Origin of the sequence: Streptomyces sp. NPDC044984 (genome assembly GCF_040646935.1) — a bacterium.
Taxonomy (GTDB): domain Bacteria; phylum Actinomycetota; class Actinomycetes; order Streptomycetales; family Streptomycetaceae; genus Streptomyces.
The window spans coordinates 45,008-60,830 of sequence record NZ_JBEZBE010000025.1; the positions used below are offsets into that span (position 1 = coordinate 45,008).

Annotated in this window: 14 protein-coding genes; 6 read left to right on the forward strand and 8 right to left on the reverse strand. The window is 73.9% G+C overall.

What is annotated here, in order from left to right; translation table 11 throughout:
• Positions 1 to 45 precede the first annotated feature (45 nt).
• On the forward strand, positions 46 to 1,257 hold the full coding sequence (locus tag AB0A94_RS25485) for an NAD(P)/FAD-dependent oxidoreductase (protein WP_361747911.1): 1,212 nt from the start codon (positions 46 to 48) through the stop codon (positions 1,255 to 1,257).
• 26 nt (positions 1,258 to 1,283) lie between these two features.
• Here the strand turns inward: AB0A94_RS25485 and AB0A94_RS25490 are convergent, their stop codons facing one another.
• Positions 1,284 to 2,603, reverse strand: a complete 1,320-nt coding sequence (locus AB0A94_RS25490; protein WP_361747913.1) for an MFS transporter — start codon at positions 2,601 to 2,603, stop codon at positions 1,284 to 1,286.
• Between the two features lie 71 nt (positions 2,604 to 2,674).
• Here AB0A94_RS25490 and AB0A94_RS25495 point away from each other — a divergent pair, with 71 nt between their 5' ends.
• A complete protein-coding gene (locus tag AB0A94_RS25495; RefSeq protein WP_217130522.1) occupies positions 2,675 to 3,715 on the forward strand; it encodes a helix-turn-helix domain-containing protein in 1,041 nt (346 codons plus the stop codon).
• Between the two features lie 523 nt (positions 3,716 to 4,238).
• On the opposite strand, the gene AB0A94_RS25500 is transcribed toward AB0A94_RS25495, so the two are convergent.
• The 3 genes from AB0A94_RS25500 to AB0A94_RS25510 form a co-directional block, all read right to left on the reverse strand.
• A complete protein-coding gene (locus AB0A94_RS25500; protein ID WP_361748051.1) occupies positions 4,239 to 4,679 on the reverse strand; it encodes an ATP-binding protein in 441 nt (146 codons plus the stop codon).
• 516 nt (positions 4,680 to 5,195) lie between these two features.
• Positions 5,196 to 5,708, reverse strand: a complete 513-nt coding sequence (locus AB0A94_RS25505; protein ID WP_361747915.1) for an EF-hand domain-containing protein — start codon at positions 5,706 to 5,708, stop codon at positions 5,196 to 5,198.
• Between the two features lie 149 nt (positions 5,709 to 5,857).
• Positions 5,858 to 6,238, reverse strand: coding sequence for an STAS domain-containing protein (locus AB0A94_RS25510; protein WP_361747917.1), 381 nt, complete (start codon positions 6,236 to 6,238; stop codon positions 5,858 to 5,860).
• Positions 6,239 to 6,598: 360 nt separating this feature from the next.
• Between AB0A94_RS25510 and AB0A94_RS25515 the strand changes: the two genes are divergently transcribed.
• Positions 6,599 to 7,177, forward strand: coding sequence for a sigma-70 family RNA polymerase sigma factor (locus AB0A94_RS25515; protein ID WP_361747919.1), 579 nt, complete (start codon positions 6,599 to 6,601; stop codon positions 7,175 to 7,177).
• Positions 7,174 to 8,346, forward strand: a complete 1,173-nt coding sequence (locus tag AB0A94_RS25520; protein WP_361747921.1) for a maleylpyruvate isomerase N-terminal domain-containing protein — start codon at positions 7,174 to 7,176, stop codon at positions 8,344 to 8,346. The genes AB0A94_RS25515 and AB0A94_RS25520 overlap by 4 nt, the downstream gene beginning before the upstream one ends.
• A 193-nt stretch (positions 8,347 to 8,539) precedes the next feature.
• Here the strand turns inward: AB0A94_RS25520 and purU are convergent, their stop codons facing one another.
• Together purU and AB0A94_RS25530 are read right to left on the reverse strand one after the other, a co-directional pair.
• Entirely contained in the window at positions 8,540 to 9,421 is an 882-nt protein-coding gene (gene purU, locus AB0A94_RS25525) for a formyltetrahydrofolate deformylase (protein ID WP_217130518.1), read from the reverse strand.
• Between the two features lie 47 nt (positions 9,422 to 9,468).
• On the reverse strand, positions 9,469 to 9,915 hold the full coding sequence (locus AB0A94_RS25530) for a hypothetical protein (RefSeq protein WP_361747923.1): 447 nt from the start codon (positions 9,913 to 9,915) through the stop codon (positions 9,469 to 9,471).
• Between the two features lie 172 nt (positions 9,916 to 10,087).
• On the opposite strand from AB0A94_RS25530, the gene AB0A94_RS25535 reads away from it, so the two are divergent.
• Positions 10,088 to 11,401, forward strand: a complete 1,314-nt coding sequence (locus AB0A94_RS25535) for an ABC transporter substrate-binding protein (protein ID WP_361747926.1) — start codon at positions 10,088 to 10,090, stop codon at positions 11,399 to 11,401.
• A gap of 50 nt (positions 11,402 to 11,451) precedes the next feature.
• Here AB0A94_RS25535 and AB0A94_RS25540 read toward each other — a convergent pair whose 3' ends face one another.
• Positions 11,452 to 13,176 carry a hypothetical protein gene (locus AB0A94_RS25540; RefSeq protein ID WP_361747928.1) on the reverse strand — a complete coding sequence of 575 codons (1,725 nt, stop codon included), beginning with the start codon at positions 13,174 to 13,176 and terminating at the stop codon, positions 11,452 to 11,454.
• 177 nt (positions 13,177 to 13,353) lie between these two features.
• The gene (locus tag AB0A94_RS25545) at positions 13,354 to 14,739 is read right to left on the reverse strand and encodes a transcriptional regulator (RefSeq protein WP_361747930.1); all 1,386 of its coding nucleotides are present in this window, start codon (positions 14,737 to 14,739) and stop codon (positions 13,354 to 13,356) included.
• Between the two features lie 306 nt (positions 14,740 to 15,045).
• On the opposite strand from AB0A94_RS25545, the gene AB0A94_RS25550 reads away from it, so the two are divergent.
• The gene (locus tag AB0A94_RS25550; protein ID WP_361747932.1) at positions 15,046 to 15,708 is read left to right on the forward strand and encodes a bifunctional DNA primase/polymerase; all 663 of its coding nucleotides are present in this window, start codon (positions 15,046 to 15,048) and stop codon (positions 15,706 to 15,708) included.
• The last annotated feature ends 115 nt before the right edge of the window (positions 15,709 to 15,823 follow it).

Here is a 15,823-nt window from a genome sequence, read left to right on the forward strand (position 1 = left end):
CTTGACCGATACCCATCAACCAGGGGTGTGATTACGCTCGCGCTCATGGCCGACTCCCCCGACTCCCGCTCCTCCACGTCCGCGCCGCCCACCGCGCCGAACCGGGGGGACCGCCCCGTCTACGTCATCGGTGGCGGCCCGGGCGGACTCGCCGTCGCGTACGCCCTGCGCGCCCGGGGGATACGGGCCGTCGTCCTGGAACGGTCCGGCCGCGTGGGGGACTCCTGGCGGCGCCACTACGACCGGCTGCGCCTGCACACCACCCGCCGCCTGTCCGCGCTGCCCGGGCTGCCGATGCCGCGCCGGTTCGGGCGGTGGCCGGCCCGGGACGACGTGGTCCGGTACCTGGAGAAGTACGCCGAGCACCACCGGCTGGAGATCGTCACCGGGGTCGAGGTCTCCCGGGTCGAGCGCACCCCCGACGGCACCGGCTGGCTGCTGCACGCCACCGGGGGCCGCGAGCTGACCGGCGCGGCGGTCGTCGTCGCCACGGGCTTCAACCACACGCCCCGCGTCCCCGACTGGCCCGGCCGGGACACGTACACCGGCGAGTTCCTGCACGCCTGCGCGTACCGGGACGCGAAGCCCTTCGCCGGCCGGGACGTGCTGGTCGTGGGCGTCGGCAACACGGGTGCCGAGATCGCCGTGGACCTGGTGGAGGGGGGTGCCTCCCGGGTGCGGCTGGCCGTGCGCACCCCTCCGCACATCGTGCGCCGCTCGACCGCGGGCTGGCCCGCGCAGTACTCGGGCGTCCTGGTGCGCCGGCTGCCGGTCGGCCTCGTCGACCGGCTGTGCCGGGTCCAGGCGAGGGTGGCGCTGCCGGACCTGTCGGCCCGGGGACTCCCGCGTCCCGGCTCCGGTCTGTACAGCAGGGTGCTGGAGGGGGCCATCCCCGTGCAGGACGTCGGCCTCGTCGACGCCGTGCGCACGGGAGCGGTGGAGGTCGTGGCCGCGGTGGAGGGGTTCGAGGAGGGCCAGGTCGTCCTGGCGGACGGCGACCGCATCGGCCCGGACGCGATCGTGGCGGCCACCGGCTACGTGCGCGGCCTGGAGGGTCTGGTCGGCGGGCTCGGCGTCCTCGACGACCGCGGCAGACCGGTCGTCCACGGCGCCCGCACCCCGTCCGGCGCGCCCGGCCTCTACTTCACGGGGTTCACCACCCCGATCAGCGGCAACCTCCGCGAACTGGCGCTGGACGCGCAGCGCATCGCGAAGGCGGTGTCCCGCGCGGGAGGGGTTTCCCGGCTCCCCTCATAACCGCGCCCGGCCCCGACCCCGATCCCCTAGGCGACCGCCGTCGCAAGAGAGGCCCCCGCCCGCCGCCGGATCACCAGCGCCATCAGCGCCGCCGCGGCGCACAGCGCCCCCGACGCGTACCAGACCACGTCGTACGACCCGAACGCGTCCCGCGCGGCACCCCCGAGGAAGGCGACGACCGCCGCGCCCACCTGGTGCGAGGCGAGCACCCAGCCGAACACGATCGGACTGTCCTCGCCGTAGTGCTCCCGGCACAGGGCGAGCGTCGGCGGCACGGTGGCCACCCAGTCCAGCCCGTAGAAGACGATGAAGAACAGCATCGGCGGATGCACGTTCGGTGCCAGCAGGATCGGCAGGAACAGCAGCGAGACCCCCCGCAGCGCGTAGTACACCGCGAGCAGCCGCCGCGCATCGAAGCGGTCCGTGAACCACCCGGACGCCACCGTCCCGACGACGTCGAAGACGCCGATGACGGCCAGCAGGGACGCCGCGGTCGTGACCGGCATCCCGTGGTCGTGCGACGCGGGCACGAAGTGGGTCTGGATCAGGCCGTTGGTCGAGGCGCCGCAGATCGCGAAGGACCCGGCGAGCAGCCAGAACGGCCCCGTCCGCACCGCCGAGGACAGCACGGTCAGCGCACGCCGGGCGGCGCCGGGAACGGGTGCCGGCTTGGGCACGAACTCCTTCGCGCCGTACGGCCTCTGGCCCACGTCGGCCGGGTGGTCGTGCAGCAGCAGCCAGACGAACGGGACCACCGCGAGCGCGGCGAGCGCCACGGTGACGGCCGCCGGGCGCCAGTCGTGCCGGGTGACGATCCAGGACAGCAGGGGCAGGAAGATCAACTGCCCGGAGGCGGACGCGGCGGTGAGGATGCCGCTGACCAGTCCCCAGCGCTCGGTGAACCAGCGGTTGGTGACGGTCGCGGCGAAGGCCAGCGCCATGGAACCGGAGCCGAGCCCCACCAGCAGACCCCAGCACAGCAGCAGTTGCCAGGGCGCCGTCATCCACACCGTCAGGCCCGAGCCGAGCGCGATCACGCCGAGGGCGACCGCGACCACCTTGCGGATGCCGTAGCGGTCCATCAGCGCCGCCGCGAACGGCGCGGTGAGGCCGTACAGCGCGAGGTTCACGGAGACCGCCGCGCCGATGACCCCGCGCGACCAGCCGAACTCGTCGTGCAACGGGTCGATGAACAGGCCCGGCACGGAGCGGAAGGCGGCGGCACCGATGATCGTCACGAAGGTGACGGCGGCGACGAACCACGCGCGGTGCACACGGACGCGGGTCGGCTTCGGGCCGCTCGCGGGCGGCTCCACGACGGCGGCTGTCTCGCTTGTCCAGGTCACGCCCTAGAGCTTCCGCGATCGGGTCCGCCGCAACGAGTGGCCCGGAGGACAGCATTCGCTAGGATCGGGCCATGGATCCGGTCGAGTCCCCGCACGCGTCCGCCGGCTTCCGGCCCCACCGCGTCGTCGTCCTCGCCCTCGACGGGCTGCTCCCCTTCGAGCTGGGCATCCCGCACCGCATCTTCGGCCGCCCGAGGGACGAGCGGGGGCGGCGCCTGTACGAGGTGGTCACCTGCTCGGTCCGGCCGCCCGGGCCGGTGGAGACCGACGCCGACTTCGCCGTCCACGTCGCCCACGGCCCCGAGGCCCTCGCCACCGCCGACACGGTGATCGTCCCGGCGTCCTACGAGCTCGGCCCGGTGTACGAGCGGGGTGAGCTGACCGACGCCCTGGCCGCCGCCCTCGCCCGCATCCGCCCCGGCACCCGGCTCGCCTCCATCTGCACCGGCGTGTACGTCCTCGCCGCCGCCGGGTACCTCGACGGCCGGCCCGCCACCACCCACTGGGCCGACGCCGAGCGCTTCCAGCGGCTGTTCCCCCGGATCGACGTCGACCCGGACGTGCTGTTCGTCGACGACGGCTCCATCCTGACCTCGGCGGGCGTCGCGGCCGGGATCGACCTGTGCCTGCACATGGTGCGGCGTGACCACGGCGCCGCCGTGGCCAACGAGGTGGCCCGCCGTACGGTCGTACCGCCGCACCGGGACGGCGGGCAGGCGCAGTACATCGAGCGGCCGGTGCCCGATCCGCAGCAGTCCTCCACGAGCGGTGCCCGCGCGTGGGCGCTGGGCCGGCTGCACGAGCCGATCCAGCTGCGCGACATGGCCGCGCGGGAGGCGATGTCGGTGCGCACCTTCACGCGCCGCTTCCGGGAGGAGTCCGGGATCAGTCCGGGGCAGTGGCTGACCCGGCAGCGGGTGGAGCGGGCCCGGCAGCTGCTGGAGTCCACCGACCTGTCCGTGGACCAGGTGGCCCGCGACGCCGGTTTCGGCACGGCCCAGTCGATGCGGCAGCACCTCCAGGCGGCACTGGGGGTGACGCCGACCGCGTACCGGCGGACCTTCCGGGCCGGCGGGCGGCGGCCGGGGGCGGTCGCGCCGGCCGGGGGGTGAGCGGGAGGCCGTCCCCGGGCCGTGGCGGAACCGGCTGTTCCCGCCGACGGTGGCGGTGCGGCGCTGTCCGCCCCGAGCACGGCAGCGCCGCACCGCTCTTCGGCTCCGGCGCTCCCTCCCCGGGTTCCCCCTCGCCCCTGGGAACCGGCGCCGGATCACGACCCACGCTCGTCGAGGGCTCCCGTCGTCGAGCCCTCGCCGTCCCCTCGCGGCGAATCGCCGAGGAACAGCGTGATCAAACGGTCACCACGCGTCAACACCGGTTCGGGTGACAATGACCTGGTTGGGGCATATGCCCTGTTCGCCGAGGCCGCGCACGGAAGCACACCCGGCGCACCGCGTCACACGTTCGCCCACCCGGCCGACCCACCGTGCATCCGTGCCCCCTGAAGGGGTGCGGGCGACTGCGCGTTCAGGGACGCGGGGCCGTGGCGGCATGCGGCTCCGCCGCGTGGGCACGGCCGGCCCCGATCGACCCGCAGCCGGCGCCCGACCCGGCACACCGAGCTCTACCGCGGCGTCCTCACACCGCTTCGTACGCCAGTCCGCCGCACGCCGACGCCCCGCCGGACACCTGCGCGCAGCGGTCCAGTTCGCACCAGATCCGCTTGCCGGACCCCTCCGCGCTCCAGCCCCAGCGGTCGGCCAGGCCGTCCACGAGGGCGAGCCCGCGTCCGCCCGTCGCCTCGCCGTCCACACAGCGCGGCACCGGCGCCCGTTCGCTGCGGTCGGTCACCTCCAGGCGGACGGTGGCCCCCTCGGCGTCCGCCCCCGGCAGGGAGAGCCGCAGCACCGCCGGACGGCCGGTGTGCACCACGGCGTTGGTGACGAGCTCCGAGACGAGCAGGATCAGGGTCTCGGCGAGCGGTTCGTCGGCCCCTATGCCCGAACCGGCCAGCCGTGAGCGGGCCCACCGCCGGGCCCGTCCCACCTCAGCGGGGTCGGGCCGGATCTCCAGCTGCACTTGAAGCACCTGCACCGCTCACACCATCCGAACCGGCGGACACTTGGACTCGCGCCTCACGAGGGCCACGATCGTAGCCATTTCCTGCATGGCCAGAACAACGGCCGGGACAGGGGTCACGGAACGTGATTCCCTTGCGAGACAGCATGGTTGACGTACAGTCACCCCAACAAGCGCTTCGGGCATATTCCAGCGCGAAGGAGTACACGTGCGGCATACTGTGCGACGCTCGCCGCGGGGAGTCGAACGGGGGACGCCGTTCCGCCTGGCCACCCGGCGGAAAGCCGCAGGCACCGGCCGGTACGGGGCCGCCCCGGGGGCGACTCCGGCGCGGTGCGTGCCCGGGACCACTCGCATCCCACACAAGGTACCGGAGCGGACGTCCGACTCCGGGCCGTGACGAGAGCGGCACAGGACACGAGCCGGTATCAACCCTCCGTGATCATGGAAATGCCACGATCCGTGACATCCGCGCGGAGGCGTTCCGCACCTCCGCGCGGAGGGGTTCCGCCGGAACTACTCGGGGACGGTGAAGTAGCGGGCGAAGGAGCGGACGATCTCCTCCTCGCCGATCCTGCCGTCGCCGTCGGAGTCCAGCGCGGCGGCGGCCGTGCGGGCGAGGTCCCCGGGGACGCCGAGCGCCTCGATGACCCGCGCGGTGTCCTCGACGGTGGCCGCGCCGTCGCCGTCGGTGTCGGCGACGGCGAGCGCCGCGTGCAGGAAGGGCCGGGCGATCTCGGCGAACCGGTCCGGGTTGTCCCGCAGCCGCTTGACCGCGCCGTTCACGAACTCCTCGCGCGTGATGCGCTGGTCGCCGTCGCGGTCCGCGATCCCCGCCATGCCCTGCCAGAACGCCTCGGCGCCGACGTACAGGGCCTGGCCCCGGTCGGAGCGGGCCGCGACGGCGAACTCGGCGAGCAGCGCCTTGGCCGCTCCGCTGAAGTCCTCGCGGTCGATGTAGCCGTTGCCGTCCTGGTCGAAGCCGGCGAAGCGGGCCGCGATCCTGCGCTCGTACTCGCTGGTGACCATGTCTCTCAGGCCGCCTTAGGTCAGTGGGGTCGTCTCGCTGGGAGCGTACGTGGTGGAGGGCCGTCGGGGAGCCGGAAAACGACGCCCGGACCAAGACCGGGGGAATAACGGGACAAGCGTGTGACACGTGTGAGCGCGCGCACACGGCGTCACGCCGACAGCGGGCGGGATTCCTCGTCGACCGCGGAGGGGACGTCCGGGTGGATCTCGAAGAGCCTGCGGACCCCGAGGGCGCCGAGCACCTTGTTGACGTGACTGCCGTCGGCGGCCCCCCGCGCGGGGAGGATCAGCCGCAGGCTGCCCTGGCAGGAGCGGAGCAGCCGGCGGGAGGCGATGAGCACGCCGACCCCGCTGGAGTCGCAGAACCACACCTCGGAGAGGTCGAGGACGAGGCTGTGCCGGCCCTCGGCCACCACGTCGTGCACCCGCTGGCGCAGCACCGGGGACGTCACCAGGTCCAGCTCGCCCGACACCCGGAGCACGGCCCACTCGCCGTGCTCTCTGCCGGTCACGTTGAAGGTCACCACCACGCCCCTCGCTCGCCGAAACGGAAGCAGTCCCTACGCTTCCTTGCAGCGCGGCTGCCCACCGGCCGTTCCCTGAAACACGGGCCGAAAAACGGGTACCGAACAAAAAGGGCTTGTTCCAGTCACCTTCGTTCCGATTCGATCGGTTCCGATCGGTGCGGAGGTGGGTGGGCACGGCCCGGACGGCGTCCGACGTGGGCGGGCGGCCCCTTACCACCTGCGGCTCCTCCGGGGGCGCACATTGTCGTAAAGGGGCGTGCGTTCTTCTGCGTGCCGATTACATTCTGGAAGTCACCGGCCACACGCCGGACCCGGGCACCGACCAACCCGGGGACCGGGGAGGAACAGGGGGTGAGGGGCCGCATGCCGAAAACGGACGTACCGCCCCGCTGGGACCGCAAGATGCAGCAGCGGCTCGCGCACGGGGAGGCGGCCGCCCTCAGCGAGCTCTACGACCGGTTCGCCTCGCTCGTGCACGGCCTCGCCCACCGCGTCGTCGGCGACGAACACGCCGACGCCGTCACCCGCGACGTCTTCGCCCACGTCTGGGAGCACCCGGACTCCTACGACCCCGCGCAGGAACCCCTGCGCACCTGGCTCGCCGCGCTGACCAGCCGACTGGCCGTGCGGCGGCTGCGCACCACGGAGACCGCGGCGCTCGCCCGCGGCGGCCCCGGCACCACGGAGGACCTGGAGCGCACGGTGCGGGACGCCTCGGTGGCGGCCCGCGCCGACTACATCGTCCAGTCCATGCCGGCGCCCCTGCGGGCCGCCCTGGAGCTGGCCTACTTCCAGCGCCGGGACTACCGCCAGACCGCCGCCGACCTGGGCGTCACCGACGACGAGGCCCGCCGCCGGCTCCGCCTCGGCCTGCAACTGCTGGCCACCGCGCACGACACCGGGGCCCCGGGCACCCCGCCCGGGATCGGGGGTGCCGCGTGAGCGGGCACCGCGCCGGCCACCCCGGGGCGTACGACGACCAGGAGAAGGACGCCGGACCGCTCGTGCTGGAACACCACGTGCTGAAGTCACTGCTGGGTGCCTGGGCACTGGCCGCCTGCGCGCAGGCGGAGGCGGCCGCCGTCGAGGAGCACCTCGGCGCCTGCGGACCCTGCGCGGACGAGGCGCTGCGGCTGCGCGCGGCGGTCGGCCTGCTCCAGCGGCCCGAGAGCCTGGACCCGGACCCCGGCCTGCGCACCCGCGTCCTGGAGGCCTGCCTGGAGCGGCGCCCGCCCCGCATCCCCGTGCCGGAGTGGGCCGCCCCGTACGACGCCGAGACCGCGCGGCTGGACGCGCTGCTCCAGGACTTCGGCGACTCCGAGTGGCACGCGCCGGTGCGGCTGCGCTGGTACGAGTCCGACGAGGCGAGCAGCCGCCGCACCACCGTCGCCGGGGTCATCGCGCACCTGCTGACGGTCGACGGGCTGGTCGCGGTCGCCCTCGGCCTCGACGACCCGCTCGGCGACGCCACGGCCGTCCGGCCCACCCCGTCGGACCGCACCGAGGCGTACTGGCGGGCCTCCCGCTTCCCGCCCACCCGCTCCGTACGGGCGCCCTGGCGGGAACAGAGCCACGTCCTCGTGCGGACGGTCCCCTTCACGGACGGCGGCACCGGACGGCTGCCGGTGTCGTACGGCGACTACGAACTGCCGCTGCACGACGCGATGCTGGACCGGGCCTTCGAGTGCTGGGTGCACGCGGAGGACATCGCCGAGGCGGTGGACTACCCGTACGACCCGCCCTCCGGGCGGCATCTGCACCGCATCGTCGACCTGGCCGCGCGGATGCTGCCGGCCGTCCTCGAGCACCGCCGGCTGCACGGGCTGGCCTCCCCCGTGGAGCGGCACCTGGTCGCCGCCGGGGAGCCGGGGCGCAGTCTGCGGCTGGAGATCGAGGGGTCCGGCGGGGGCGAGTGGCTGATCCCGCTGGACTCCCCCGCGGCGAAGGGCTCCGCGGAGCACGAGGTGGCGCACGTCGCGCTGGACGGGGCGGAGTTCTGCAGGCTCGCGGCGGGGCACGTGCCGCCGCGGGAGGCAGCGGTGGGGCAGGTCGGAGACCGCGAGGCGATCAAGGACGTGCTGTTCGCGGCGGCGAGCATGAGCCGGATGTAGGGGCGGGTCCCGCTTCGTCGGCGGGTGCGGGTTCGCCGTGGCTCGTCGCGCAGTTCCCCGCGCCCCTGGGGGTGGGTCCACCGGACCGACTCGGAAGGGGCGCGGGACTGCATCGGCATGCGGCTCCGCCGCGTGGGCGCGAGCAACCACGGACCACCCGCGCCCGCCGACGGAACGGAACCCCTCCGAGCTCCTAGGCGAACACCACCGTCCGCCGCCCATTGGGCAGAATGCGGCGCTCCGCGTGCCACTTCACCGCCCGCGCCAGCGCCTGGCACTCCACGTCCCGGCCGATCGCGACGAGCCCCTCGGGGGTGACGTCGTGCCCCACCCGCTCGACCTCCTGCTCGATGATCGGCCCCTCGTCGAGGTCGGCGGTGACGTAGTGCGCCGTGGCGCCGATGAGCTTCACACCCCGCGCGTGCGCCTGGTGGTACGGCTTCGCGCCCTTGAAGCTCGGCAGGAAGGAGTGGTGGATGTTGATGATCCGCCCGGAGAGCTGCTTGCACAGGTCGTCCGAGAGGACCTGCATGTAGCGGGCGAGGACGACGAGCTCGACGTCGTCCTCACGCACGATCTCCAGCAGCCGGGCCTCGGCCTCCGGCTTGCCGCCCTTCGGCACCGGGATGTGATGGAAGGGGATGTTGTACGAAGCCACCAGTTCGGCGAAGTCCGTGTGATTGGACACCACCCCGGCTATCTCCACCGGCAGCGCGCCGGTCCGCGCGCGGAACAGCAGGTCGTTCAGGCAGTGCCCGAACCTGCTGACCATGAGCAGGATGCGCATCTTCTCGTCGGCCCGGTTGATCTGCCACTCCATGTGGAAGGAGTCACCGATCGCCGCGAAGCTCGCCCGCAGCTTCTCCAGGGTCACCGGGGCGTCCGCCGAGAAGTGGACGCGCATGAAGAACAGTCCCGTGTCGTGGTCACCGAACTGCTGGCTGTCCTCGATGTTGCAGCCGGTCATGAAGAGGTAGCTCGACACGGCGTGCACGATGCCCTGCTTGTCGGGACAGGACAGGGTGAGGACGTACTGGTCGGCCGGGGCCGCGGCTCGGGTGGACTGCTCGCTCATGCAGAAAAGGGTCCCACACGCGAAGCCGCACCCGGCCGACCGTTCCGCTACGCGGACCGCGTCAGGATCCGCAGCACCTCGAGGGTGCTCGGCGTCGCCTCGGGGTCGTCGCCGTCGCTCGCCGCCATCCGCACATGCGCGTCCCGCGCGGCCCGCACCGCCTCCGGCCACCCCTCGTGCTCGAGGTAGGCGTTCACCGGCGCGTCCGGGCCGACCTGGTGCATGATCCGCAGGACGCGCAGCACCGCGGTGTCGACGAGCGCCGCCTCCTGCGAGTCGCGGAAGATGGTGCCGACGTACTTCTCCGCGGACCAGTTGTCCAGCCAGGTGTCCTCGACCAGCCGGTAGACGGCGTCGGTGACGTCGCCGTAGCCGTCGACCCCGGCCAGCCAGACGTCCCGCTGGAAGGCGGGATCGGAGAGCATGTGCAGCGCGGAGCGCACATTGCTGCGCCAGCGCCACCACGGCATGTCGTTGAGTGGCATGCCGCCCATGGTGAAGGAGCGACGGCCGCGACGGGAAGAGTTCTCCGAACCTTGCACGATCGTCGATCGTACGTTTCCGCGCCGCACGGGTCGTAATGGACCCCGTAATTCACCCCGCCGTCACCGTCCGTTGACCAAGGATCACTCCGAGGTTGGCCATGTGGCGGAATCGTGCGTGAGCATGACCGGCAGGCGACGCATCCGCAGCATTCTCCTCCCCCGCCTCCTCCACCGGCCCGTCAGAGCCGGCGCCCTGACCACGGGCGCGCTGGTGGCGTGCGCGTCGCTCGCCGCCGGGTGCGGGATCGTCCCCGGTGCCACGGGGGGCTCCGGGGACGACGCTCCCCTCACCGTGATGACGTGGGCGCCCCAGGACACCCAGGCCACCAACAAGCCCGGGATGCCCGCGTTCGCCGAAGCGTACGCCCGCTGGGTCAACTCCCAGGGCGGCATCAACGGCCGTCGGCTCAACGTGCTGACCTGCAACGACAAGAACGACACCGTGGCCGCCGCGCGGTGCGCCCGGCGTGCGGTGCAGGAGAAGGCCGTCGCGGTCGTCGGCTCCTACAGCCAGTACGCCGACTCGTTCATGCCCACCCTGGAGGGCGCCGGAATCCCGTACATCGGCGGTTACGGCATCACCACCAACGAGTTCACCAGCCCCCTGTCCTATCCCGTCAACGGCGGCCAGCCGGCGCTGCTGGCCGGTCTCGGCCGCACCCTGGCCGACACCTGCGGGCCGGTCACCCTGATCCGGCCCGACACCATCACGGGCGACCAGCTGCCCCCGCTGCTCGACTCGGGCCTGGAGGCGGGCGGGCACGCGCGCTCCGGTGACCAGCGGGCGGCGGAGGACGCCACCTCGTACGAGAGCCAGGCGCGGCAGGCCCTGGAGCGCGTCACCGCGGACACGGCCGAGCAGGGCTGTGTGGTGCCCGCCCTCGGCGACCGCACGAACACCTTCATGGACTCCTTCCGGCGGGCCCGCGCCGACTACCCCGACGTGCGCACCGCGACCGTGCTGGGCAGCGTCGACCAGTCGACGATCGACGCGTCCGGCGGGGGGTCGGGGCCGTACGAGGGGTCGTACGTCACCGGCTGGTACCCGGCGGCGAACGACCCGCGCTGGGACCCGATGAAGAAGGTGATCGAGGAGGAGGCGTTCGGCGACAACCGGATCGACGCCGCGGACGCCGGGGTGCAGACCACCTGGATCGCCTACACCGTGTTCAAGCAGGTCGTCGAGTCGCTCGGCGACGGCGAGGTGAGCGCCGACACCGTGAGCGGAACGCTGGACGGCGGGCTGAAGGTCACCACGGGCGGGCTCACCCCCACCCTGCGGTGGAACTTCCAGGACGAGCTCGCCGCCGTCGGTTTCCCCCGTCTGGTCAACGCGAACGTGACCCTGCAGGTGGTCCGGGACGGCCGGCTGGTCGCGGCCCGCAAGGGCTTCACCGACGTGACGAAGACGCTGCGGGACGCGGACCTGGGCTGATCCGCGGTTCCGCCCGGGACCGGGCGGAACCGCGGATCAGCGGTGTCCGGTCACAGCTGGGTCGGCTGGCGCTCGGTCAGGCCGTACTGCCTGGCGATCGCGTTCCACAGGTCGGCGGCCTTCTTCTTCTCGGCGGTCGCGGTGCCGCTGGCCCGGTTGCCGGCCTGGGTCTGGCCGGTGGAGCGGGCCTGGCCCTTCTTGCACAGCTTGCCCTTGGCTCCGGCGACCTGGTCGGCCCAGGCGGCGTAGTGGTCGTCGGCCGACGCCGACGCCTGCCACGCCTTGGTGAGCGCGGTGGTCAGCGCCTGCTGGTCCGGCAGCTGGTCCACGGACAGGCCGGAGAGGTCGGTCACCAGCTGGTTGCGCTGCCCGGCCGCTTCCCGCAGGTCCTTGGCCGCCTGGCCGAGGTCGCGGCAGGCCTTCACATCGGCGACCGCGTTGATCACGGCGGTGCGGCTGTTGCCGCTGTGGGCCAGCAGCTTGTCCAGCTCGACGGCCTGCTCACGGGCCGGGTCGGCGGAGGGGGAGGGGGAGGCGGAGGCCTCCGCGCTCGCGGGCGCGGTGGCGGACACGGGCTGGTTGTCGCCGCCGCCGTCGTCGTCCGGGCCGCCGAGCAGCGCGCCCGCGCCGACGCCGAGGACGGCGATACCGACGCCGACCGCCGCGATGAGCGGCACGCGTGAGCCGGTACGGCCACCGCCGCGCCCGCCCCGGCCGCCGGCCGGGGCGGTGGGGCCGGGCGGGGTGTGGGCGGGCGGGCCGTAGTCGACGCGCGGGAGCTGCTGGGTGGATCCGGCCGGGCCGCCGGCGCCGTCGCGGAAGAGGTTGTCGAACTCGGCGGGCGGCTGCCGGTCGCCGTCACCGGGCGGCGGGGCGCCGTAGGACTGCCCGGGGGGCTGGTCGGTGACGGGGGCGATGTACTGGGTGGCCTCGGCGTCGGGGTGGCCGGCGGTCGGCAGGGGGCCCGCGCCGGGCGCGTGCTGCGGGGGCACGCCCGGGTAGCCGCCCGCCCCGGAGCCGTGGGCGGGCATCTCGGGCGGCAGCGCGCCCGGGCCCACCGGGGGTATGAACTGCGTCGCCCCCTCGTCGGCGGCGGGCACCGGAGGCATGAACTGCGTCGCCCCCTCGTCGGCGGCGGGCACCGGCGGCATGTACTGGGTGGCCCCTTCCGCCCCGTCCGGCGCGGCGGCCGGCGGGTACTGGGGGGCGCCGTAGCCGTTCTGGGCGGGGGCGCCGTAGCCGTTCTGGGCGGGGGCGCCGTAGGGGTCCGCGGGCGGCAGCGGGGCTCCGGCGGCGTACGGATCGGCACCGCCGTGCGGAACGCCCGCGTGCGGGCCGGACGGGGTGCTCCCGCCGTATCCGGCGCCCGGCTGCGGGCCGTTCGCGTCGTACGGGGGGCGGCTGCCGTGGGTCCGCGCGTCCTCGGGCGGCAGCGGGCCGGGGCCGCCGCCGTGGGCCGGGGCGGGCGGGTGCTGCGCGCCCCACGAGGGCGGCTCCGGGGCACCCCACCCGCCGTCGGCCGGGGGTTGCCGGTCCTGGCCGGGCGATGGGGCCGGGCTCTGCCGACCGGGGCCCCACGGCGTGCCCCAGGTCTGGCCGCCGGGCGGGGCCGAGGCGGGGAACCCGCCGGAGTTCCGGCCGTCCGCGCTGCCGCCGGGGGCGACCGGTCCGGTCGTCATGCCCGGCAGCAGGGGTTCACCACCGTCGGAGGGCAGCACGATGCCTTCGCGCGCGGGGCGCGCCGAGGGCTCCTCGCCCTGTCCACTCTGCGTCACCGGGACTCCTACCAATGGGGGACCTTGTGAATCGTCGGCTCACGCTACCGGGTCCCCGGAGCCCGGTGCCACGCAGCACGGGGCCTGACCTCCTGCCCTGTGAGCGCGGTAACAAAACCGGGTCACCGCGCACCGATCGCGTCACCTCCTCGACCCCCGCCCGTCATGTCCCGGGGGTCATGCCGCCGTCCGGAGCTCCATCCGGGCCCCGAACTCCCGTACCACCGACTCCTCCCGGTACGGCTCGAGGCGCTGCTGGAGGTCCTCCAGGTACTCGGCGCCCCGGTCGGAGCGGAGTCCGCCCAGTAGCTCGACCGCCTTCAGGCCCGTACTGCAGGCCTGTTCGATCTCGCGCTGCTGCACCTGCGCGGTGGCCAGCAGCACATGGCCGATCGCCCGCCGCCGCGCCCGTGACGGCGGATGCCCCTCCAGCGCCTGGCGGGCGCACCGCGCGGCGGCCTCCGCCTGGCCGAGGTCCCGGTGGCAGTGCGCCAACTCGTCGGCCAGATAGGCCTCGTCGAAGTGCGCGATCCACACCGGGTCGTCGCCCGAGGCCGGATCGACGGCCTCCATGGCGCTCACCGCGCGCCCCGCCGCCGTCTGCGCGGCGTACACGTCGCCCATCAGCGCGTGCCCGCGCGCCTCGGCCGCGTGGAACATCGCCTCCGCGCGGGGTGTCACGCGCCCCCGCGCGCCCTCCTGCGCCGCGCGCGCCAACTGCGCGATCTCACGCGGGTTTCCTAGCTGCGCGGCCAGGTGGCTCATGGAGGCGGCGAGCACGTATCCGCCGTACCCGCGGTCCCCGGCCGCCTGCGCCAGCCGCAGCGCCTGGATGTAGTAGCGCTGGGCGAGCCCCGGCTGCCCGGTGTCGACGGCCATGTACCCGGCGAGTTCGGTCAGCCGCGCGACCGCCGCGAACAGGTCGCGTCCCACGGCCTCGCGGTACGACCCCGACAGCAGCCCCGAGACGACGCTGTTGAGGTAGTGCACCACGACCGGGCGCACGTGCCCGCTGCCGTACTGGTGGTCCAGGTCCACCAGCGCCTGCGTCATGGACCGTACGGCCGCCACGTCGGACTGTCCCACGCGCGGCCCGGTGGAGCGCGCCACCTGCCCGTCGGGGGCGGAGATCAGCCAGTCGCGGCTCGGCTCCACCAGCGCGGACGCGGCGACGGAGGATCCGGACAGGAAGTCCCGCCGGCCCACGTCGCTGCGCCACAGCTCGCAGACCTGCTCGATGGCCCCCAGTACCGTCGGCGAGAACTGGAGGCCGACCCCCGACGCGAGGTTCTTGCCGTTGGCCATGCCGATCTCGTCGATCGTGACCGTACGGCCCAGTTTGCGGCCCAGTGCCTCCGCGATGATCGCCGGTGCCCGGCCCCGCGGCTGCTGTCCGCGCAGCCAGCGCGCCACCGACGTCTTGTCGTAGCGCAGGTCGAGGCCGTGCTCGGCGCCGCACATGTTGACCCTGCGGGCCAGTCCGGCGTTGGAGCATCCGGCTTCCTGGATGAGCGCCTGCAGCCGTTCGTTCGGCTGCCGCGCGACGAGAGGCCTTGCGGCCATGGCGTACCCCCTGAGGCTGCGGTGCCCTGCCCACGCACCGAGTTGACGTGTCTTCCGCGGCCGTACGTCTCGCGTCCCGGCGGGAAATGCGGCCGGGAAGATCAATGCCCCGCCGAAGTACCGACAATGCGGGACATGTGAGGATTGCCGGGGTAACGGCGGTTGCCGGCCCCCCTCCTGGTTACCCAGCGGGGACGCGGATCCTCTCGCGCGCCCCCATCGATGCATCCATGCGCCCCGAACAAGGAACCGATGCTCCTCCCCCGCGCATGCGCGGGGGCGTAACCCCTGGTGACGGCCGTAGTTGTGTTCATCGTGGAAGAGACGATCGCGGGCGCCGACGCCGTACAGATCCCGAAGCAGCGCGGGGAATCGCTGCTGGAGACCGCAGTTCGCTACGCCGAGGAGCGGCACTGGGACGTGTTCCCGGGCACCTGGATGGAGGCCGTCGAGGGGGTGCAGCGCTGCTCGTGCGGTGACGCCGCGTGTCCCTCGCCCGGCGCGCACCCGGCCCGCCCGGACTGGGCGGCCCAGGCGACCGGCAGCGCGACCGTCGCCCGCCGGATGTGGCAGAAGCAGCCGGCCGCGTCGATCCTGCTGCCCACCGGGCGGACGTTCGACGCGATCTCCGTTCCGGAGACGGCCGGGTTCCTGGCGCTCGCGCGGATGGAGCGGATGGGGCTGACGCTGGGGCCGGTCACGGTGACGCCGGACCGGCGGACGGAGTTCTTCGTGCTGCCGGGGGCGTCGGCGAAGGTGCCGGAGCTGCTGCGCAAGCTGGGGTGGTCGTCGGCGTCGCTCGACCTGGCGGTCCTGGGGGAGGGGACGTACGTGGCCGCGCCGCCCACGCGGGTCGGGTGCCGGGGGGCCGTGCAGTGGGCCTGCCGGCCCACGGTTGCGAATCGGTGGCTGCCGGATGTGGAGGAACTGGTCTCGCCGTTGGCGTACGCGTGCGGTCGGGATCGCTAGGGCGCCCGTCGATGTGCGTGGTCTCCGTCCGCGGGCGGCCGCGTCGTGGCCGGTCGCGCCCACGCGGCGGAACCGCATGCCGGCACGCTCCCGCACCCCTGGAGGGGCGCTGTGC